Source organism: Companilactobacillus heilongjiangensis, from assembly GCF_000831645.3.
Taxonomy (GTDB): Bacteria; Bacillota; Bacilli; order Lactobacillales; family Lactobacillaceae; genus Companilactobacillus; species Companilactobacillus heilongjiangensis.
Genome location: NZ_CP012559.1, coordinates 1,614,048 through 1,636,311, shown reverse-complemented (window position 1 = coordinate 1,636,311; position 22,264 = coordinate 1,614,048). Strand labels below are relative to the sequence as shown.

Genomic DNA, 22,264 nt, shown 5'->3' with positions numbered 1-22,264 from the left:
TATCCCGTCTACAGAGCTGGAAAATATTCACTACCACGGCACACAAATATTTTCCAACTCTTCCGACTAATTAGTCGAATGTAAAAATATTAAAATCCCTTAATATTCAGCCAACGTTAGTTACTGAAATACTGTTGATATGAATGTTTATAATAAATTATCAACTAGCACTATGCGCTAAAGGAATGATTAGTATGGAAGAAAAGAAGGGTCTATCACTAGGAGCTCTGACAGCGGCTGTTGTTACGAGTTCCATTGGCTCAGGTGTATTTACCTTAACGAGCTCACTTGCAGGAGGAGCTGCCCCTGGTCCGGTTTTACTAGCATGGTTAGTGGTTGGGTTCGGTATCATGATGTTGGCTTTATCGCTGAATAACTTGTTACTGAAACAACCTGAATCAGAAGGGATCCAAGCTTATGCACAAGCTGGATTCGGCAACTTTGCTGGCTTTGTCAGCGGATGGGGGTATTGGTTAAGTGCATGGCTCGGAAATGTGGCCTTCGCGACTGTATTGATGAGTTCGTTAGGTTATTTCTTCCCAGTCTTTAAAGGTGGACAAAACATTCCGTCGGTAATCTTCGCGAGTATCGTTTCCTGGACGTTGACCTTTATTGTTAATCGCGGTGTTGAATCAGCTGCAGCAATGAATACGATCATTACTATTTGTAAGTTGATTCCACTGTTTGCATTTATTGTAATAGGTATCTTTGTTTTCAAAGGTGGTATTTTCACAGCTCACTTCTGGTCGAACGTGGCTTCTGGAGTAGCAGGAAATACTAGTGTCAGTGGACAGTTTAGATCTTGTTTGATGATTATGATGTGGGTTTTCGTAGGTGTCGAAGGAGCAAGTATGTTGTCATCACGTGCTCAAGATAAGAATGATGCTGGAAAAGCTACAATCATCGGAATTATCAGTTTATTAGTTATTTATGTTTTAGCATCAGTTTTGCCATATGGTTACTTGTCACAAAGCGAGTTAGCTCGAATCGATCAACCAGCTATGCTTTATATTTTCCAAGCAATGGTCGGAAAATGGGGCGGCGTTTTCATTGGCGTTGGTTTAGTGGTTGCAATCGTTGGAGCTTGGTTGTCATGGACAATGCTGCCAGCAGATACGACAATGTTGATGGCTGAAGAAAAACTCTTGCCAGCTTCATTTGGTAAAAAGAATAAAAATGGTGCACCAACCTTTTCATTGGTGTTAACAGCTTCATTGATTCAAGTGTTTTTAGTTGTTCTATTGTTCTCTCAAGAAGCTTATAACTTTGCGCTTTCACTTTGTACGGCAGCTATCGTCGTTTGCTATATCTTTGTTGGTTTATACCAAATCAAATTTTCACTCCAAAATAAAGATATGAAACAACTTTGGATAGGAATCTTCGCAGCTGCCTTTCAAGTTATTGCCATTGTCTTAGCGGGACTGCATTTCTTAATGTTAGTTTGTATCGGTTATCTACCAGGAATTTACTTCTATTACCGAGCTAAGAAAGATTACAACTTAGATGGTGGAAAGCTTACTAAAGCGGAAATCTTCTGGTCAATTTTGATCGTAGCTTTCGCAATTATAAGTGTTTTCATGGTCGCAACAGGAGCAATTAAAATATAGGATGCTAGTTAAATATGCCGTCTCCAGAGCCGGAAAATATTCTCTAGCTGTGCGGAACGGTCCGAGCCAAAGTGCGGTCTCGAACCTCGGTTTGAAGTCTTGACATAGTTCGTCAAGTCTCCAAACACGCCCGGTGGTATAAGTACGGGAGATTCCTCCCGTACTTATACCACTACCACGGCACACAAATATTTCCCAGCTCTTCCGACTAGTTAATCGTTTATTACATTGAATATAAAATATACAAATGTATTTATATTATTTTTGGACGATGAAATATTATCGGTATCCTGCATTAGGATGTGTTGAAATGAAAATAGCCGGATTTGGTGTTGAAGAGTGGTTGAATGTCCACGAACGAGAGGCTAAATATGATTTAGCTCAGAGTACGATTACTTCATTTTCAATGAATGAACTCCAAAATTTAACACAGGCTGATATCTACGGTCAGCTTGATGAACAAAAAATGAATTATGGGTGGATTGAAGGTTCACCAACGTTTAAAAAAGAAGTTAGTCAGATGTATCAGAATGTTGACCCCGATAATATTCTGCAGACAAATGGCGCAACGGGTGCCAATCTCTTAGCAATTTATTCACTGATTGAGCCTGGTGACCATATCATCAGTGTTTATCCAAGTTATCAACAACTCTACGATATCCCGAGATCATTAGGAGCTGAGGTTAGCTTTTGGAAATTACGTGAAGAAAAGAATTGGTATCCAGATATTGAAGAATTAAAAGAATTGATTCGTCCCGATACTAAAATGATTTGCATTAATAATGCTAACAATCCGACTGGAACAATTTTGGATAGGAAGTTTCTGGAACGGGTTGTCGCAATTGCACGAGAAGTTGGTGCTTATATTTTAGTGGATGAGGTGTATTTACCATTTGACGAATCAGTTGATTTCGCACCGATTGTTGATCTTTATGAAAAAGGTATTTCGACAAATTCATTGTCTAAAACTTATTCCATGCCCGGAATTCGTGTTGGTTGGACGGCAACTAATAGTGAGCTGGCTGATATTTTTCGTAAATATCGTGACTACACGATGATCTGTTCCGGAGTCTTCAGTGACCAAATGGCTTGTTTAGTTTTAGAGAACAAGGCGAAAGTTTTGGCACGTAATCAGAAGATAGTTTTAGATAATTTAGCTTATTTCAAAGACTGGGTGAAGAAAACTCCCAAGGTCAGCTGTGTCTTTCCAAATGGTGTGTCGACGTCATTTGTTAAATTAGAGACTGAGAAATCAAGCTTAGAATTTTGCCGTGATTTATTAAAAGATACTGGGGTTCTACTTGTCCCAGGTGAAGCATTCGATGTACCCGGCTATGCAAGGTTAGGTTACTGTGCACCGCACGCAACTCTTACCAAAGGTTTAGAAGTTTTAGGAGCATATTTACAAGACAATTAAAAACAAATTCGCTTATTCTGAGGAGAAAACGATTATGACAAAAGAACGTATTGTGGTTGCTTTAGGTGGTAACGCTATTTTAAGTACAGACGCAAGTGCAAAAGCTCAACAAGAAGCTGTTAAGAAGACTTGTGAATCACTAGTTGAATTCGTTAAAAGTGACAAAGATTTGATTATTACTCATGGTAATGGTCCGCAAGTCGGTAACTTGTTATTGCAACAAGCTGCTGCTGACAGTGTAAAGAATCCAGCTTTGCCACTTGATACATGTGGTGCCATGACAGAGGGAAGTATCGGTTATTGGTTCCAAAACTCAATGAAAGAAGTCATGCTTAAAAATGATATTAACAAGCAAGTTGTGACTTTGATCACTCAAACAATTGTTGACAAAGATGATCCAGCTTTCAAAGATCCAACAAAGCCAATCGGACCATTTTATACAGAAGATGAAGTTCCAGGCCTTCAAGCAGACCATCCAGATTGGACAATTGTTGAAGACGCTGGCCGTGGCTACAGACGTGTAGTTCCATCACCAAAGCCAGTTGAAATTAACGAATATCCAGCAATTGAAGCAATTTCAAAAGCTGGTGTAATTCCTATCGTTGCCGGTGGTGGCGGTATTCCAGTAGTGAAAGACGGCGACCGTTTAATCGGTAAAGAAGCTGTTATTGATAAAGACTTCGGTGCCTCAAAGATTGCTCAATTAGTAGACGCTGATCAGTTGATTATTTTGACTTCTGTGGGGGGAGTATTCTATAACTTCGGCAAACCTAATCAAGAAGAAATTTTTGATGTTAGTGCCGACGATATTCAAAAGCATATTGATAATGACGAATTTGCTAAAGGCAGCATGATGCCTAAAGTTCAAGCTGCGGTTGCCTTCGTTAAAGCAACAGGCAAACCAGCCGTTATCGGTGCTTTGGATGATGTTAAAGAAATTATTGCAGGAAATAAAGGAACAGTTATTCACAAATAATAAATTGTCTGCCGTCTCCAGAGCTGGGAGCATTCATCTGCTGCGCGGCACGGTCCGAGCCAAAGAGCGGTCTCGAACCTCGGTTGAAGCCCTGCAAAACCGGCAGGTCTCCAACACGTCCGGTGGTGTAATTGCTAAAGCAATAACGCCACTTTCGCGGCCAATGAATGCTCCCAGCTCTTCCAACTGATTTGTTTTTGTGGATGATGAAATGTTCATATTTGGTTTTTGTTTATCGACTTTTGATTGAGTATAAAAATATTCAGAAATTTAATATGTAATTACAGATTCAATTTTCTTCCTTCAGAAAAATAAGATATAAATATGTGAATCGTAATTGATATGAATTATTTAAGATTGGGAAAATTCAAAGAAGATATAAATTTTATTACGATGGTTTCAAATACGTTCGTGTCATGCTAAAAGAGTCGTAAGGGCAGAGAATATTTACCCGCTGTGGGTGTGGCGTTAGAGCTTTAGCTCTTACACCACCGGGCGAGTTTGGAGACTTGACGAACTGTGTCAAGGCTTCAAACCGAGGCTCGAGACCGTACTGTGGCTCGAGCCGGTCCGCATAGCAGGTGAATATTCTCTGACCTGGAGACGGCAAATATTTAAAAATATTATTGTTATTGATAGTTTTATGTGCTATCATACTTGTGCAAAAGAGGGATTAATTGATCGTGAGAATTAAAGCGAGGCTAAGCGTTGGTGAGAGTTAGCCATTTCGAAGATCAAGTCGCACCCGTCTTAATAAAATTAAATAATTCAATTAATGAGTGGATATTAATCAATTAGAGTGGTACCGCGGGAAATCTCGTCTCTTTCAATGAACAACTGTTTATTGAGAGAGGCGTTTTTTTTATCTAAAGGAGGAAAATATGGATTTTAAACAACAAGTAGTAGATACACTAGTTAAGGTTTTACCAGCAGAAATTACAGAGGAACAAGTTTCAAACTTGATTGAGAAGCCTAAGACTTCAGATCTTGGTGACTATGCTTTCCCAACATTTATCTTGGCAAAGACATTGCACAAAGCACCTAACATGATTGCTGAGGATTTGGTTGGCAAAATCGATACAACCGGCTTTGAAAAGGTTGTAAACACTGGTGCCTACATCAATTTCTTCTTAGATAAAGCAGCTTTCTCAGATAATGTATTACACGAAGTTCTAACAGAACAAAATGAATATGGTAATGCTGATGACGGTAAAGGACGCAACGTTCCTATCGATATGTCATCACCTAATATTGCTAAACCAATGTCAATGGGACACTTACGTTCAACTGTTATTGGTAACTCAATTGCTAAAATTATTTCTAAATTAAACTACCAACCAGTTAAGATCAATCACTTGGGTGACTGGGGAACTCAATTTGGTAAGTTGATTGTTGGTTACAAGATGTGGGGTTCTGAAGCTGAAGTTGAAGCTGACCCAATCAATAACCTTTTGAAGTATTACGTACGTTTCCACAAGGAAGCAGAAGATAAGCCAGAACTTGATGACGAAGCTCGTGCTTGGTTCAAGAAGATGGAAGATGGCGACAAAGAAGCCCTAGCACTTTGGTCATGGTTCAAGGAACTTTCATTGAAGGAATTCCAAACAATCTACGATCGTCTTGATGTTCAATTTGATCACTTTACTGGTGAATCATTCTACAACGACAAGATGGACGCTATCGTTGATACACTTGAAGAAAAAGGCCTTCTAAAAGAAAGTCGCGGTGCTGAAATCGTTGACTTGTCAGAATACGACCTTTCACCAGCTTTGATTAAGAAGACTGATGGTGCAACACTTTACATCACTCGTGACTTGGCCGCTGCTAAGTACCGTAAAGATACTTTCGACTTTGTTAAATCACTTTATGTTGTTGGTAGTGAACAAGCAGAACACTTTACTAAGTTAAAGATTGTTTTGAAGAAGATGGGCTACGACTGGTCAGATGATATTGACTACATCCCATTTGGTTTGATCACAACAGGTGGTAAGAAGCTTTCAACACGTAAAGGTAACGTTATCTTGCTTGACGACGTGCTAAACGACGCTGTTAACCTTGCTAAGAAACAAATCGAAGAAAAGAACCCAGATCTTAAGAACAAAGATGCCGTTGCTGAAGCAGTTGGTGTCGGTGCGGTTGTCTTCCATGATTTGAAGAATGATCGTCGTGACAGTTTCGACTTTAACCTTGAAGAAGTTGTTCGTTTTGAAGGTGAAACTGGCCCTTACGTTCAATACACAAACGCTCGTGCATTAAGTATCTTGAGAAAAGCTGGCGAAGTTGATTATAGCGATGCCAAAGACTTAGCTGTTACAGCTCCAGAAGCTTGGGATACTATCAAGTTACTTCAAAGTTTCCCTAGCGTTGTAGAACGTGCCGCTAAGGATTACGAACCATCAGTTATTGCTAAGTATGTTTTGAAGCTTGCTAAGAGTTTCAACCAATACTATGCACACAGTAAGATTTTGGCTGATGACGAAGGCTTGAAGGCTAGACTTGCATTAGTTAAGTCAGTTTCAGTCGTGCTACAAATGTCATTAGGACTATTAGGTGTTAAAGCCCCAGAAGAAATGTAGGGTGAATCAGTTTTGGATAGAAAACTTTTCAGCGAACTATCAGAAATAAAAACAACCACACTAGATTTAGCGTGGTTGTTACTGGCAATAGGTTTCTCTTATCTGAATTATGAAACTTTCAATTTCTTCTATGGTCTCTTAGGTTTCATAGTTGTGTTCTTTATTCATTTATTTATTAACTTCCATAATAATTATATGGATTATAAGAATTCAACTAGCGAAGAGTATCGTGAAAAAATTAGTACCATCGGTATTAATCGCGAATCATTGGCAATAGTCAGAAAATGGATGTACGGTTTGGCCATTTTTCCATTAATTATTGGGGCCTATCTAGTATATAAAACGGGTTGGATTACATTGGCGATCGGGGTCGTCGGAGTTTTAATCGGTTTGTTATACTCAGCAGGTCCTAAGCCGCTGAACTCAACAATGTTTGGGGAAGCAGCGGTGGCTATTGCCATAAGCCAGCTAGTTCCAATGGCCTACTCCTATCTAGGGCTAGTCGGAACAGCTAAGTTTGATTCTAGTACTGCCATTTCGGTAATCATAATCTGTTTGCCCAATACATTCGCATTCTTCTGTGCGGAGTTGAGCAATGGGACTTGTGATCTAGAAGCAGACATTAAAAATGGTCGTCATACATTGGTTAGTAAAGTAGGAAAAGCCAATGCATTAAGTTTGTTCAAAGCTAGTTGGTCCTTAGCCTTCCTGCTAGTTCCAATTTTAGCTATTTTAAAAGTAGTGCCTTACATTACACTGTTAATCGTGCTGCTTTATCCAAGTATTTGGGACGACATTCGTCCTTATCTGAAGGAACAAGTTAAAACAATGACGTATCCTTTAGTAATCAAAGCTGTAAGCAAATTCTCCGTAACATATATTTTATTAATTGCTGTCGGGGCAGTTATTAAATTAGTTATGTCAGTGATTTAATTACAGTCGAATCAGAAAAAGTCAAAAAATCACTCCTAAAACTTCTTTCTGAATATAAAAGAAGAGCTCACCTAATTGTCGGGATTAGGTGAGCTTTTTGGTTGCTTTAAATCAGCACATATTAAATTATACATATTTTCGGGTAATTTTGCTTGAATAATTTTAGATTTTCCCGTAAAAGGTTGGCTAAATGTCAATTTATGAGCAAATAATAGTAACATTCCCGCCTTTTTATGGGGATTATAAAGAATATCATTTACGATTGGCCAATGATTATGTGCCAAGTGGACACGCAATTGATGAGTTCGACCGGTCAATAAATTTAGTTTTAAGAGGGCAAAATCGGCATTTTTCTCAATAACTTGATAGTTAGTCGTGGCGCTCAAACCATCTTCTGTAACCATGCGTTTACGAACATCAGTCGGATCTTGACCAATCTGTTGATCAATTGTTCCAGAGTCATTAATTGGAGCATCCAAATTGACCAAGGCCAAATATTCACGATGCAACGTTTTACTACTCAATTGGCGATTGAAAATGGGAACCAAATAAGGAGTTTTACTGATTAAAACCAATCCAGACGTTTCCATATCAATTCGATGAACCATGTAGGGATGCCCATCCTTGAGATAAGTTTCAACATCATTCATTAAAGAGTCATCTTCAGTGGATAAGTTGGGATGAGTTTTCTTACCAGCAACCTTATTGACGACAATAATATCATCATCTTCATAAACAACATCGACAGGGTCATGCCCAGGCAAGTAGTGTTGCTCAGTCCGCGGTGGAAAGTCAAAGTTTAAAGTAACGACATCCTGGTCTTGGACAATTGTGTTAAAAGAATGGTATTGCCCGTTGATGAGAACATCCTCTTGAATACGAAAGAAGTGCTGCCATTTTTTAGGAATCAGCCATTTTTTCAAGAGTTCCCGAATGGACAATTCTTCATTGTTTTCACGGTGATACGTGATGATTTTTTGATACATTTTAGGGCTCCTTTAAATATGCCGCCTCCGGTTGTCAGTAATGTCAGTCTGCGGTGCGACCGGTGCGAGCCAAGGTCTCGCGCCTCGATTTTGAGATTTGCAAGGTTCGCAAATCTCAAAATACGTCGGTTGTGTAAGGGCTAAAGCCTAACACAACTTGCACTGCGGACTGCATTACTGACAACCGGAGGCTAGATTATTTTAGTAGATGATTGGTTTGTGTAATTCAGGTAAATTATTTATTAAATTGGAAACTAATCTTTTTATGGTTCTTATTGGTAAATAATTTTTTTAATTATAGTAATTATTTTGCGTAATTATTTTATTGCTAAAACGTACTATCTTGAGTTCAAGTCAAACTAGTCGAAGGGTATCAGTAATATAGTCATGCCATGGAGGTAGCGTTATGGCTTTAGCCATTACACTACAGGGCGAGTTTGGAGACTTTCCGGTCTGTGGAAAGGCTTCAAACCGAGGTTCGAGACCGCACTGTGGCTCGGACCGGTCCTCATGGCAGGACTATATTACTGATGCCCGTAGACGGCCATTCCCAAACAACTTTTTAAATCTTCAGATAATGTGATAAAATTTGTTCTTATACAGAGGTATTTAAACAATGAATAATAACAATGGTTTTTGGGCTTGGCTTAAGCCTAAATTACTAGTTGCTTGGTCTTTTATAAAAAAATATTGGAAGAGATATCAGCTTACTAGATGGTTAATCTTGCTTGTTTTGACATTGATCCTAGTCTTGAGTAGTTATTGGACATATAAGGCTAAGACAAGTAACGTGGACGATTTACAGTCATCATTGCAAACGAAGACGACTATTTTAGATAAAGACGGCGATGATGCCGGTCAGCTTTACGCTAATAAGGGTACTTACGTTAGTTATGATAAAATTTCCAAAAATATTCAGAATGCAGTTACTTCAACTGAGGACCGAACTTTTTGGACTAATCCAGGTTTTAGTATTAAAGGTTACGCTAGAGCGGCAATCGGTTACGTCATTCACCATGGTATTTCCGGTGGTGGTAGTACTTTAACGCAACAATTGGCTAAGAATTCACTTTTAACTCAGAAACAGACTTTAGCTAGAAAAGGTGAGGAACTTTTCTTATCGATTGAAATTAATCGAGTTTATTCAAAGAAAGAAATTATCACCATGTATTTGAATAACGCTTACTTTGGTAATGGGGTCTGGGGTGTTCAAGATGCTTCCGAAAAATATTTCGGTAAAAATGCATCTGAATTGAATCCCGCTGAAGCTGCCGATTTGGCTGGTATTTTAAAGGCTCCAAATAATTATAATCCAATTGACAGCATGAGTAATTCGACTGCTCGCCGTAATTTAGTATTGGACTTGATGGTTGAAAATAATAAATTGACAGCTTCTCAAGCCACATATTATAAGAATACCGCAATTGCCTTGAATGACAATTATGAAGTCAGCAGTTCTTACAAGTATCCATATTTCTTTGATGCTGTTATTGATGAAGCTGTTAATAAGTATGGTCTCAAAGAAGACGATATTTTGAATAAAGGTTATAAGATTTACACAACTTTGGATCAGAGAATTCAAGGCTCAATGCAGTCATCATTTGATAGTAGCTACTTGTTCCCAAATAATGCTGCTGATGGAACCAAGGTACAAGGTGCTTCAGTTGCAGTTGATCCAAAAACTGGTGGTATTTTAGCCGTTGTTGGTGGTCGTGGAGATCATACTTTCCGTGGCTTTAATCGAGCTACTCAGATGAGACGTCAGCCGGGTTCAACAATTAAACCATTAGCCGTTTATACGCCAGCTATTGAAAATGGTTACAGTTACGATTCAGAATTGCCTGATAAAATCACTAGTTTTGGTAAAAATAAGTATACACCAACGAATGCTGATGGAATTTATCAAGATTCATTGCCAATGTACAAGGCTTTGTATCAAAGTGAAAACGTTCCTGCTGTAGCGTTGTTGGATAAGATTGGTGTCAAAAAGGGTGTCAATTCAGTTGAAAACTTTGGAATCAAGGTACACAAGAATGATCAAAACTTGGCCTTAGCTTTAGGTGGGTTGGAGACAGGTGTTTCACCAATTCAAATGGCACGTGCATATACAGCCTTTGCTAATGAAGGTAGACTTTCTGATACTCACTTTATTACAAAAGTTGTTGATTCAACTGGGACTGTTTTGGTCAACAATACAAGCAATTCAACTAAGCAGATTATCAGTAAAAATACTGCGAAGGAAATGACTAGTATGATGCTTGGCGTCTACAACGAGGGTACTGGTAAACTTGCTAAGCCTGCTGGCTATCAAATTGCTGGTAAGACTGGTAGTACTGAAGTTCCTGAATCTTACGGTTATGCCGGTACCAAGGATCAGTGGATGATTGGTTATACGCCAGACGTCGTAGTCGCTAGTTGGATGGGATTTGACAATACTGACCAGAATCACTTCCTCTCCGGAGCTAATGAGAATGGTATGTCGACCTTGTTTAAGAACGAAATGACTAATATTCTACCTGCGACAAAAGCTACTAGTTTTGGTGTTAAAGATGCTTCCAGTTTAGCCCAAGGCAACACATCTGATAGTGGTGATAACGATATTGCTAAATCTATCCAAGATGGGGTAAACAACGTTAAAAATAAAGCTACAGAATGGTATAATGATATTAAGAACTTTTTTGGTCAATAGGAGGACTATATGAACATTTACGATAGCGCCAATCAACTTGAACAAGATTTGAGAAAGACAACTGAAGTTGCTGATTTGAAGCTTGCTTTCGAAGCTGTTAAAGCTAACGATTTGGCTTACAAGCTTTTCGACAAAGTTCAAAACAAACAATTTGAACTTCAACAAAAACAAATGCAAGGTCAAGAAATTACAGACGACGACATTAAAGCAATGCGTGAATTGACAGATCAACTTTCAAATTACACTGAAATCCAAAACTTAATGGAAAAAGAGCAAAAGATGAATTCGATGATGGATGAATTGAACAAAATCATTTCAAAGCCTATCGCAGAAATTTATCAAGATAAATAACAAGGACTTAGGGCTTAAGTAATTTGCTCAAGTCCTTTTCTTTTACAAGGGAGTTTTAGCATGAAGTTTTTGCACGCAGCAGATTTACATTTAGACACACCTTTTATTGGCATTAGCAATTTTTCAAAAGAGTTACAAAAGCAGTTGCAAGATTCAACTTATCAAGCGGCTAAGAAACTCTTTGAAACCGCGTTAGCTGAACAAGTTGATTTCGTTATTTTAGCGGGCGATATCTTTGATGATACCGACAGTTCACTGAAAGCACAGATGTTTTTGCGAGACGAGTTTGAAAAATTGAACCAAGCCAATATCAAGGTATATTTAATTTACGGTAATCATGATTATTATCGTAATAATTTTGCTGTGGTGAAATTTCCTAGTAATGTGACAGTTTTTGGACCAGAAGTTTCAACTGTTGAACAGATAACTAAAGACGGTCAACGTGTTGGGCTGACTGGTTTTAGTTATCACCAACAACATATTAATCAAGCAATTGGTAAAGAATATCCTAACCGTGGCGACTTTGACTATCAAATTGGGATTTTGCACGCTGGTGTCGGGGATGACAATTATGCGCCATTCCAAGTCAGTGATCTGTTGCAAAAAGGCTATGATTACTGGGCTTTGGGACACATTCATAAACGTCAGATTCTTCATGAATCGCCAATGGTCGTTTACTCTGGTGACATTCAGGGACGTAACCAAAATGATATTACTCCAAAAGGCTTTTACATCGTTTCAGTTGAGAATCACGTTACGGAGATGAAGTTCGTTAAGAGTAGTATTTACACTTGGGACAAAGCTACGATTGAAGCCCGAGCTGAAGATACCGTGGACTCCTTGATCAATAAAATCACCGATATGTTGGATAATCCGGCTGTATTGTTGACGTTGAATATTAATAACGCTCAGAAGTTGAGTGCTGATGTAGTAAAAACTATTAATCGTAATGAAATTTTGCAACACTTTAATCAAGTTCAAACGCAAAGTGTTCTGTATAAAATCTATTTGAAATTCAATGACAATCCGCAATTGTCACAAATTGACCAGAAGTATTGGGATGAGGCTGAACAAAAGGCCATTAATTTAGATGATATTAAGGATCTCGATAGTAAGTTGTATTCATCAAGTATTATCCGTGATCATATTAATGATCCTGATTTCTTGAAAGTCATCACGGAAATGACTCGTAATACGATCAATCAAAAATATACTGGAGAGTAATCGTGAAATTAGTTAAAGCAAATATCTACGGTTTCGGTAAATGGATCGACCAAAAATTTAACTTTGAACAAGATTATCAGGTTATTTTTGGTGATAACGAGGCTGGAAAAACGACACTGTTGAACTTTATTCAAAGCATTCTCTTTGGATTTGCTTCAGCACGTGGCGATAATAAATTTTTACAATATAAACCCCGTAACAGTGGTAAATACGGTGGTGAATTAGTTTTTAAGGCTGATGATGAAAGTCTCTGGACTGTACGTCGAGTCGATGGTAAAGGTGATGGAGAGGTGACACTTTATCATGGGGATGACGAAGTTCCAGTTAGTTTGTTGTCGGAAATTATCGGTAGCTTTACAAAAGATGACTTTGAGAATACTCATGTTTTTGACGATAAAAGTATTCTCTCAATCTATGGCTTAGACGAGACCAAATTGGAAACTGAAGTCATGTCGATTGGTGCTGTTGGTAGTAAAGAATGGTTGGCTACTGCGGATAGTTTGGAACATGCGGCTGACGATATTTATAAGCCTCGTGGTCAAAAACAACCGTTAGTTGTCAATTTGAAAAAGGAAACAGAGTTAGTTGAAGATAAGTCTGAGATTGAGAATCAACAAGTGGCGTATCAACGAGTCAAGTCAGAATTAGATAAAACTGAAAAAGACTTTGACGATAATGCCGTTTTATTGAAACAAGCTAGTGAAGCTGAAAATAACTTACGTAATTTAGATAAGAAGTGGTCACGTTACGAGCAATTGCAACAGAGCCACGATCCGAATCATACGCCAAGCCGATTGATTCAAAATGAAGACTGGGAGCGAGTTTTAAAAGCTAATCAGGAATTGAGCACGCTCAAGGAAACCTCAACCCCTAATAAAATTGCCGATTTAGATAACGTTGAAAAGAACGTTCTCAAAAATTATCGAATTAATCAGACACGATTGGATTATGTTCGGAATCAGAAGTTTGAATTACAAAACTTACAATTTCACCGTGACGATATGAATTCCAAGCTTTTGAAAGTTGATACACAAGTGGACCAGCTCTTCAAAAATCATCCCGAATTGTCGGAGCATATGTTGCCGTTGACTGGGGATGAGATTGATCAGTTGACGCCACAAGCTAATAAGGCAAATAATATGCCATTGATTGTCTGTGGTGTGGCCGTAATTCTAGCTTTTATCATCAATCCATTACGTTGGGTATTCGTGTTAGCTGCTATTGCTAGTGGTGGTTGGTATTGGTATCAAGAACGTGTTAATAGTGCCAAGGCTGACTTGGGCAATTATCCATTTTTGCAGGAGAAAGGTTACGTTGGACTATCTCGAGAAGCAATTTTAGGTATTCAAGGAACGGTAATTGCTTTGGATAACTATCACACGACTCAAAAGGGTTTGGCTGATGGCATCAAGTCGATTGAGGTTGACCTGAACAAGTGGCGCAATATTTTGTTGGAATTGAATGTGGTTGATGAATCTTACAAAGATGATAATTATAATGAACAGATTGAAAAATACTTTGCTCGTTTGGACCAAATTCAAGCTAAAGCTGATATTGCTGAACAGAGTCAGGCTCAGACACAAAAGATTGCTGACAATCGAGATAGACGTTTGCATCAGTTGAATAAGGAAATTTTTGCTATTTTGCAGAAGTATCAAGCTGTTAATATGAATATGTTCACGCAGATGCATACGCAACAAATTGAAAACCAAAAGACTTTGTCTCAAATTAAACAAGACAAGGACTTCCTTGGAAATGATCTGTCAGAATTACAAAAGTATGCGGATCACAATACTTTGAGTGAAGAGTTGAATCAGGCCACTTCCAAGAAGAATGCTCTGGCTGACAAAAACAATGAGTTGAGTCGTCAGATGGGTTCATTGAAGGAACAGATGCAACAGATTTTTGACAATAAACAGTATCAACATATTGTTAGTGAATTGGCTCAAAATAAGCAGGATATTATTGAAAACTATGATGAATGGATTTCCAACAAATTGGCCAGCAGTTGGATTCGGAATATGTTGAATATTGCGACTGAAAATCGTTATCCAAAGATGATTGAGAAGGCAACGCAGTATTTTAGTTTGCTGACGAATCATCATTATATTAAAATTGATTTCAAGAGCCGAGATATTGTGGTCACGAGTGCCAATAAGAATGTTTTCGATGTCCATGAGTTATCAAAAGCAACAACGATTCAGTTGTATTTAGCTCTACGCTTGGCCTTTGTCACTGAAATTTCTGATTTGATCAAGTTGCCAATTTTGATTGACGATGCTTTCGTTGATTTCGACCTTTCTCGTAAAGAGAACGTGTTCGAATTGATTCAAGAGATTGCCGAGACGAATCAAGTTATTTACGTGACAGCTAATCAGCCTGAAGGTGTTCCAGAAGACCATATTCTGAAATTGGAGGAGAATGAGATTGCCTAAACAAATAATTGATTTTAATAAGGGCGAAGACATGAGTTTGGAAGTTATTATCAAACGTTCCGACTTTCGTTTAGCCAAGAATGGTAAAAATTTCTTGTCATTAGTATTTGAAGACAAGTCAGGTCAAATCCCTGGTAAATATTGGGATGCTAGTGAAGCCGATGCCGAAAAATATCACGTAGGCACGATTGTTCAACTAGAAGGCCGACGCGACTTGTACCAGGGTAAACCTCAAGTTAATATTACTCGTTTGGGCCTATTAGACCCTGAGACAGTCGACATGTCACAGTTCGTTCAGACTGCTCCAATGAAAAAAGTCGATATGGAAAATGAATTTGACGATGTTTTCTTACAAATTACCAATGGTGCATGGAATCGAATTGTCAGATTTCTATTTAAGAAGTATCACGACCGCTTCTTTACCAGTGCTGCAGCTAAGAGCAATCACCACGATTTCCAAGGTGGCTTAGCTTATCATACATTGAGCATGGTACGGATGGCTGAAAGTATTTCTGACCAATATCCACAAATTAACCGAGCATTACTAATTGCCGGTGCATGTTTGCATGATTTTGGTAAAATTATCGAATTGACAGGTAGCCTAGATATTGAATATACCTTCGAAGGTAACATGTTAGGCCACATTACGATAGTTGATGAAGAAATTGTAAAAGCTGCTCAGGAGCTAAATATCAGCCTTGAAAGCGAAGATATGATCTTACTTCGTCATATGATCTTGTCGCATCACGGATTATTGGAATATGGTTCACCAGAAAGACCTAAAATTTTGGAAGCCGAAGTTTTGCATAATATCGATATGATGGATGCTTCAATCAACATGATTACTAAGGCAATCGACAAGACAGAGAATGGCAAGTTTTCTGAACGAATCTTTGGTTTAGATAATCGAGCATTTTATAAACACAGTTAACTTGGGATTCCGCCAGAGGTTGCCTCATGTTTTGTGAAAAGTAGTATGATTATAGTATTTTGAATTGATGTAGTTAAATTAGATTTATTTGAATAGGTAAAAAGCTTAGTAATCAGATTCTTTGGTTACTAAGCTTTTTTAGGTATTGGGATGTGTGATGGAAGTTGATTAAATTTACCATCAATAAAAAAATTAGTTGGATGAATACTCTCAGTTCTGGAAACGGCGGTACAAATTGACAATTAACTTCATATCGTGATATTGTATGCCTAATAAATATGAGAGGTACGTATATGCTGGATATTCAATAAGGTAGTTTTAAACGAACACAAAATTTTAGCAGACAATGTTCTGCTTTGTTTAGTGTACCCACCTTATTGATAACTGAAGAAGCGTAGCTCTCATTACTTCTAGTTATTTGTGCGCAGTGGGTAACTGCGCTTTTTTGTTCTCGCGAGTTGTGGGTATGCCCAACGCGAAGGGAAAAATAAAAATTGAATAATACTTTAAAAAAATACGGATTAACAGAAAAAATTGAATTGGAATCAAAGCAATATAATGATTTAAGTCTTGCTCGTGTAATTGAACAGCAACGTAATATGTATAAAGTGATAAGTGCTGAAGGTGAATTGAATGCCAAAGTTTCAGGTAAGTTTGAGTATCAATCTGATTCACAGGATGGTTTTCCAGCAGTGGGAGATTGGGTAATGGTTTCCATTATTGATGATACGCAAGCGATAATTCATAATATTTTGAAACGTAAAAGTTTAATGAAACGAAGTTCGTCTGGTTCACAGAAGTCAGGGCAAGTGATTGTTGCCAATGTTGATTATATTCTCATCTGTATGTCGCTGAATGAAAACTTCAATGTCCGCAGAATTGAACGTTATCTGACAGTCGTTTGGGATAGTGGTGCAACACCAGTTATTGTTTTGACAAAATCAGATTTATGCCAAGACTTGGAAGAAAAGATGCTTGAGTTAGAAGAAGTAAGTTTAGGGACGGATATTGTCGTCTGTTCAGCGGAAAATAATGAAGGATTTGAAAACTTAGACAAATATACTGTGGCCGGAAAAACAGTTGCTCTAGTCGGATCATCAGGCGTTGGTAAGTCGACTTTGATAAATCATTTAATCGGTAAAGCAGTTTTAACAACTAAGACGATTAGAGCAGATGATGGCAAGGGAAGACACACAACGACACATCGACAAATGTTACCAGTACCCAATGGCGGAGTCGTAATAGACACCCCAGGAATGCGTGAGTTAAAAATATTTACAGGTAACTTGTCAAAAACATTTGATGACATCGAAGAATTAGCAGGACAATGCAAGTTTAGAAATTGCACACATACCAATGAACCAGGGTGTGCAATAAAAGCTGCCATTGAAGTCGGAGATTTAGATCCCGATAGATTTAAAAGTTATCAAAAGTTGCAACACGAAATGTCATACAATGGATTGAATTCGAAGCAGTTAGAAAATGAAAAAATAAATCGATTGTTTGGCAGTAAAAAAGAAATGAAGGCGCACATAAAAAAATATCGCAAAATGGGAAAAAGATAGACTGTGGTTTAGCTGAAATGTCTAGATGACCTTAACTGAAACGAAAAAGCTTAGTAACCAGATTGATTGGTTGCTAAACTTTTTTGAATTGTATAAGTTAATTTTAAAAAATATTTTTAGTTTGATTATTTATTAATTTAAAAAATAAATTAGTTGGAAGAACTGAGGGTATTCATCAGCAGCGAAAGTGGCGTTATTGCTTTAGCAATTACACCACCGGGCGTGTTGGAGACTTTCCGGGTTTTGGAAAGGCTTCAACCGAGGTTCGAGACCGCTCTTTGGCTCGAACCGTACCGCGGTGCGCCTGGCATGGGCGTTAACTTAGAGGTGAAAGTCCTCTGTGAACCGTAGTAGTCGGAATCACTAGCTTAGGACAAGGGTGTCCATCGTGAGGTGGAATCTGAAGGAAGTCCAAGGCAAAGTACCGAGCTGATGTACAAGAAGTGGCTATAAGGCTGGATTTGCAGGATAAGGGTGCCGCGGAATTCAAATCCGATCACTACTGCAAGGGCAAATCAAGTAGAGCCAACAGCTACATGGTACGAAAGTTAACGTTCTTACCCAGGGAGGTCTGTATCGAATGTCTGGCAAGGACTCGAAATGAGTCCTACAGACAAATTAGGCCGTGATGTCTAACTGAACGATGCAGAAGTCAGCAGAGGTCATAGTAGTCGCTTTGCGACGAAGGACTGAACATTAATAATTCTTTTCGATATTGGAGGTGGAAGCGATGCGACAATCGCAGAAAATAGAATGTAAATTCGACCATTTTAATGCTCACATATGTGAACAAATGATGGTACGTAGCGCCGCTTCTGGCGAAAATACGAATAAGAATGGCATTTCATTTAAGCAACTAGTTTTAGATGAAAATAATCTCAATAGAGCCTATAAGCGAGTCAAGGAAAACAAGGGTGGAGCTGGCATAGATGGAATGACTGTCTATGACTTGTTCGACTATATTCGTAAGAACAAGGAAGCACTACTTAAGTCCTTAAGTGATTCAACTTATAAACCTAGCCCCGTCAAAAGGGTAGAAATACCTAAGCCAAATGGGACTATGCGTAAGCTTGGTATACCAACAGTCTTCGACCGTGTGGTACAACAAGCAGTGGCGCAGGTTATGAGCCCTATCTTTGAGAAAATCTTCTCTAACAACAGCTTTGGATTTAGACCAAATCGAAGTGCCCATGACGCAGTAAAACAGGTTGTGAGTTTTTACAAGCAAGGCTATCACGTTGTGATAGACCTTGACCTAAAGTCTTACTTCGACACGGTGAACCATGATTTACTTATCAAGTTCATCAAGCAATATACTGATGATGAATGGTTGTTAAATCTAATTCGTAAGTTCCTAACCAGTGGCGTAATGGATGGAAAACTATTTCAAGAAATGGAAAAAGGTACGCCTCAAGGCGGTAACCTTTCTCCACTCTTGGCCAACATATATTTAAATGAGCTGGACAAGTTATTGACCACCCGTGGTCATAAATTCGTCCGCTACGCTGATGACTGTAATATTTATGTCAAAAGTAAACGAGCAGGAAGAAGAGTCCTGAATAGTATTTCAAGGTTCCTAGAAAGTGGTTTAAAGCTAACTTTAAACCAAGAAAAGACCAAAATTACAGTGCCAACAAAGTCAAAGTTTTTAGGATTCTCTTTAGGCTTTACCAACAAGGGCGTATGTTTACGCCCGAGCTATCAAGCCGAAAAGAGGGTCAAGCAATCGCTAAGAAAACTCACAAAGAGGAATCGAGGTCGAAAGCTTGAAGTTATCCTGAAAGAAATAAGACAAAAGATGGTTGGATGGCTCAATTACTATGGAATTGGTGCGATGAAGGATTTTATCAGAAAACTTGATTCTTGGTTGCGAGCACGTATTAGACAATATATTTGGAAGTCATGGAAAAGACCCAAAGCAAAGTATAGGAAGTTGGTTAAATTAGGCGTGACACGGCGTCAAGCGTTTATCTGTGCAAACTCCAGTAAAGGATACTGGCGAACAGCGCACAGCAGTGTGGTGCAACACGCCCTAAGCAAGAAAAAGCTAGAATCTTTTGGCCTAATAGACATGACCAAAAGACTCCAGTCTTTGCAAAATGCTTAAATTAATGAACCGCCGTATACGGAACCGTACGTACGGTGGTGTGAGAGGTCGGTATCGTGAGATACCTCCTACTCGATCAGCAGATGAATACTCTCAGTTCTGGAAACGGCAAACCCTAAAACAATGTAGTCCAAATCAACTGAAGATTTAAAATAATCAAAATGACAGCCACGACCCAAGAGACATACTTGACCCATTTCCGATTAACAAATGACCCCATCAACTTCTTATCACTAGTAAAGATAATCAATGGGATCATTGCAAATGGCAACGCTATTGATAGGAAGACCTGTGAGAATGTTAATAGACTTTCAATTTTAGCTTCGTTACCTTTGTAATAAATGGCGAAGGCCAAAACTGGGGTGATTGAGATTAGACGTGTTAAAAGTCTTTGTGCCCAAAGAGGCATTCTCAAGTGAATAAATCCTTCCATAATCATCTGTCCAGCAAGGGTCCCGGTGATTGTTGAACTTTGACCAGAAGCTAGGAGGGCAATTGCGAAAAGCATACTCAACATTGGGCTGGCAATCGCACCAACGATTTTCGAATCACTTAAAGCATTGAATAAGTCGGCGAAACGGCCTAAATCACTATGAGTTCCGTAAAATAAAGCAGCACCTAAGATCAGTAACAAACTATTGACGACAAAGGCGAGTGTTAATTGAATATTTGAATCAGCAATCGTAAACCTAATTGTCTTTTTGACTGAAGCATGATCATGAATATCATACTTTCTAGTTTGAGAAATTGATGAACCAAGGTATAAGTCATGGGGCATAACGGTTGCACCAACGATACCTAGGGCCATGTACAACATTGGTTGATTAGTTAGAATTTTAGCTCTAGGGACATATCCACCCAAAACACCTAAGGCATCAGGCTTTGACAAAAATACTTCATATGCGAAGACAAACAGGATAACGGCAACTAAAGTAGCGACAATCGCTTCAATTTTATGAAATCCTAAACGCATTAGGAACAATAAGATCAAAACATCAAAGGCAGTGATAGTAATACCGAGAATCAGTGGAAATCCGAATAGCAATTCCAGTGCAATACCAGAACCGATGATTTCCGCCACATCAGTTGCCATGATAGCAGCCTCAGTGATAATCCACAGGATAAGGCCACCAGTTTTTGAAGTTCGTTCACGGGTTAGTTGTGCCAAGTCACGTCCGGTAACAATACCTAAGCGAGCTGACATTGCCTGCAACAACATCGCAATTAAACTAGATAGTAAAACAACGCTCAGCAGGATGTATTTGAATTGCGCACCACCACCGATAGATGTAATCCAGTTACCAGGATCCATGTAACCAACCGCAATTAGCGCCCCTGGTCCAGTGTAGGCTAATAGAGTTTTAAAATAACCGGCATTGTCAGGAACATCGATTGAGCCATTGATCTCGTCAAGACTCTTTCGTTGCTTGCCAGTATCCTCGATGAATTTGCTTTCGTGTTCTTTATCATTCTTGTGTTTCAAAATGACAAGACCTCTTTTCGTAGTTTGTTAATTCTACTTGTGAGGTTCCTTTTTTAACGAACGACAATAACTGAAACAGGGGCACGCTTAGCTAATCTAGGTCCAATCGCACCACTAATTTTAGAGTGGGGGAATTGAGTGTCAGCTCCAGTTACTATCAAATCCGGTTTAAAATCTGGAATCACACGTTCTAGGATGACGTCGTCAACGTCGCCACCTTCATAAGCAAGCGGTTCAACCTTTTTCAAACCATTATCTTCAGCTGCTTTAACGTATTCTTGAACTGATTTCTTTAAATCTTCACGTTTCTCACTGATTTTAGATGGAGTTAAAGAATCGAAAATGTTAATATCTTCACTTTCCATAACAGAAACAATTCCCAAAGTGGCATCGTAATCGTGAGCAAGGGTGATGGCAAAACGAAAAGCACGGGTAGTAGACTCGTGATCGTCCTCATCAACCGTAAGTAAAATACGTCTGTAAATTAAAGGATCTTGAATTTCTTTATTATCCATAAAATATTTCCTCCTAATACCATTATCATACATGTACAAAATGGCAACACAAGTGAAAGAAGCCGCAATAAAGAGCCTCTAAAAATAAATTAATAGAGTTAATAAATTGTAATTCTAGAAAGTTAATTTTAGTTAACAATAAGGAATGGAGAGACTCTGGTTGAATCCCAAGATAAAACTTAATGTCATTGATGTTAAATAACAACATTCATTCTAATTATAATTATTATTGTGGCTGTTGTATCAGATATTGAGGAATTCTTAAAAATAGTTTTTAAGTAACGGAGATATTAGCGTTGTCAGCTTGAACTTTTTGTTTAGGATGTATGAACAATTATTAATTTAATGAATAGCCAAGCAAGCTTCTTTTAAAGTTATAAAAATATTTTTTAATTGCAGGTCTAATTTGAAAACCACTGCATCAAATCTATGGAAGAAGTTAGTTGTCAGAAATAAAATAGTCGGAGGT

Annotated in this window: 15 protein-coding genes; 12 read left to right on the top strand and 3 right to left on the bottom strand. The window is 38.4% G+C overall.

The features are described 5' to 3' along the window. The first annotated feature begins 194 nt into the window (after positions 1 to 194). The 5 genes from arcD to JP39_RS07440 all read left to right on the top strand — a co-directional run bounded on the left by arcD (position 195) and on the right by JP39_RS07440 (position 7,509). Positions 195 to 1,607 (top strand): arginine-ornithine antiporter, encoded by a 1,413-nt coding sequence (arcD, locus tag JP39_RS07460; RefSeq protein ID WP_082330665.1) that lies wholly within the window; start codon positions 195 to 197, stop codon positions 1,605 to 1,607. A 310-nt stretch (positions 1,608 to 1,917) separates the two neighbouring features. Beyond that, the gene (locus JP39_RS07455) at positions 1,918 to 3,024 is read left to right on the top strand and encodes an aminotransferase (protein WP_041501410.1); all 1,107 of its coding nucleotides are present in this window, start codon (positions 1,918 to 1,920) and stop codon (positions 3,022 to 3,024) included. A 34-nt stretch (positions 3,025 to 3,058) separates the two neighbouring features. Beyond that, positions 3,059 to 4,000, top strand: a complete 942-nt coding sequence (arcC, locus tag JP39_RS07450) for a carbamate kinase (RefSeq protein ID WP_041501409.1) — start codon at positions 3,059 to 3,061, stop codon at positions 3,998 to 4,000. An 881-nt stretch (positions 4,001 to 4,881) separates the two neighbouring features. Next, positions 4,882 to 6,576: an arginine--tRNA ligase gene (gene argS / locus JP39_RS07445; protein ID WP_041501567.1), complete on the top strand. Its 1,695-nt coding sequence runs from the start codon at positions 4,882 to 4,884 to the stop codon at positions 6,574 to 6,576. 12 nt (positions 6,577 to 6,588) lie between these two features. Beyond that, complete coding sequence (locus JP39_RS07440) at positions 6,589 to 7,509, top strand: prenyltransferase (RefSeq protein ID WP_041501568.1); 921 nt, start codon at positions 6,589 to 6,591, stop codon at positions 7,507 to 7,509. A gap of 71 nt (positions 7,510 to 7,580) precedes the next feature. On the opposite strand, the gene JP39_RS07435 is transcribed toward JP39_RS07440, so the two are convergent. Next, positions 7,581 to 8,495, bottom strand: a complete 915-nt coding sequence (locus tag JP39_RS07435) for an RluA family pseudouridine synthase (protein WP_048699050.1) — start codon at positions 8,493 to 8,495, stop codon at positions 7,581 to 7,583. Positions 8,496 to 9,111: 616 nt separating this feature from the next. Between JP39_RS07435 and JP39_RS07430 the strand changes: the two genes are divergently transcribed. The 7 genes from JP39_RS07430 (at position 9,112) to ltrA (ending at position 19,797) form a co-directional block, all read left to right on the top strand. Continuing rightward, entirely contained in the window at positions 9,112 to 11,184 is a 2,073-nt protein-coding gene (locus tag JP39_RS07430; protein WP_041501569.1) for a PBP1A family penicillin-binding protein, read from the top strand. 9 nt (positions 11,185 to 11,193) lie between these two features. After that, entirely contained in the window at positions 11,194 to 11,535 is a 342-nt protein-coding gene (locus tag JP39_RS07425; protein ID WP_041501570.1) for a YlbF family regulator, read from the top strand. A gap of 60 nt (positions 11,536 to 11,595) precedes the next feature. After that, positions 11,596 to 12,759, top strand: coding sequence for a metallophosphoesterase family protein (locus JP39_RS07420; RefSeq protein WP_041501571.1), 1,164 nt, complete (start codon positions 11,596 to 11,598; stop codon positions 12,757 to 12,759). 2 nt (positions 12,760 to 12,761) lie between these two features. Next, positions 12,762 to 15,194 carry an ATP-binding protein gene (locus tag JP39_RS07415; RefSeq protein ID WP_041501572.1) on the top strand — a complete coding sequence of 811 codons (2,433 nt, stop codon included), beginning with the start codon at positions 12,762 to 12,764 and terminating at the stop codon, positions 15,192 to 15,194. Beyond that, on the top strand, positions 15,181 to 16,125 hold the full coding sequence (locus JP39_RS07410) for a 3'-5' exoribonuclease YhaM family protein (RefSeq protein ID WP_048699054.1): 945 nt from the start codon (positions 15,181 to 15,183) through the stop codon (positions 16,123 to 16,125). Before JP39_RS07415 ends, JP39_RS07410 begins: the two co-directional genes overlap by 14 nt. Before the next feature lie 494 nt (positions 16,126 to 16,619). Beyond that, entirely contained in the window at positions 16,620 to 17,690 is a 1,071-nt protein-coding gene (gene rsgA, locus JP39_RS07405) for a ribosome small subunit-dependent GTPase A (protein WP_041501574.1), read from the top strand. A 730-nt stretch (positions 17,691 to 18,420) separates the two neighbouring features. Beyond that, positions 18,421 to 19,797 carry a group II intron reverse transcriptase/maturase gene (gene ltrA, locus JP39_RS07400; protein ID WP_048698678.1) on the top strand — a complete coding sequence of 459 codons (1,377 nt, stop codon included), beginning with the start codon at positions 18,421 to 18,423 and terminating at the stop codon, positions 19,795 to 19,797. A gap of 115 nt (positions 19,798 to 19,912) precedes the next feature. On the opposite strand, the gene JP39_RS07395 is transcribed toward ltrA, so the two are convergent. Both JP39_RS07395 and JP39_RS07390 read right to left on the bottom strand, forming a co-directional pair. Beyond that, positions 19,913 to 21,280, bottom strand: a complete 1,368-nt coding sequence (locus JP39_RS07395) for an Nramp family divalent metal transporter (protein WP_048698891.1) — start codon at positions 21,278 to 21,280, stop codon at positions 19,913 to 19,915. A gap of 53 nt (positions 21,281 to 21,333) precedes the next feature. Then, on the bottom strand, positions 21,334 to 21,795 hold the full coding sequence (locus tag JP39_RS07390; RefSeq protein WP_041499518.1) for a universal stress protein: 462 nt from the start codon (positions 21,793 to 21,795) through the stop codon (positions 21,334 to 21,336). Positions 21,796 to 22,264: the final 469 nt, after the last annotated feature.

Bases quoted from the DNA above. Each gene is read 5' to 3' on its own strand.
- JP39_RS07430 (WP_041501569.1), top strand. From the start codon at position 9,112: ATGAATAATAACAATGGTTTTTGGGCTTGGCTTAAGCCTAAATTACTA.
- argS (WP_041501567.1), top strand. From the start codon at position 4,882: ATGGATTTTAAACAACAAGTAGTAGATACACTAGTTAAGGTTTTACCA.
- ltrA (WP_048698678.1), top strand. From the start codon at position 18,421: ATGCGACAATCGCAGAAAATAGAATGTAAATTCGACCATTTTAATGCT.
- JP39_RS07420 (WP_041501571.1), top strand. From the start codon at position 11,596: ATGAAGTTTTTGCACGCAGCAGATTTACATTTAGACACACCTTTTATT.
- JP39_RS07410 (WP_048699054.1), top strand. From the start codon at position 15,181: ATGAGATTGCCTAAACAAATAATTGATTTTAATAAGGGCGAAGACATG.
- JP39_RS07425 (WP_041501570.1), top strand. From the start codon at position 11,194: ATGAACATTTACGATAGCGCCAATCAACTTGAACAAGATTTGAGAAAG.
- JP39_RS07390 (WP_041499518.1), bottom strand. From the start codon at position 21,795: ATGGATAATAAAGAAATTCAAGATCCTTTAATTTACAGACGTATTTTA.
- arcC (WP_041501409.1), top strand. From the start codon at position 3,059: ATGACAAAAGAACGTATTGTGGTTGCTTTAGGTGGTAACGCTATTTTA.
- JP39_RS07435 (WP_048699050.1), bottom strand. From the start codon at position 8,495: ATGTATCAAAAAATCATCACGTATCACCGTGAAAACAATGAAGAATTG.
- arcD (WP_082330665.1), top strand. From the start codon at position 195: ATGGAAGAAAAGAAGGGTCTATCACTAGGAGCTCTGACAGCGGCTGTT.
- JP39_RS07455 (WP_041501410.1), top strand. From the start codon at position 1,918: ATGAAAATAGCCGGATTTGGTGTTGAAGAGTGGTTGAATGTCCACGAA.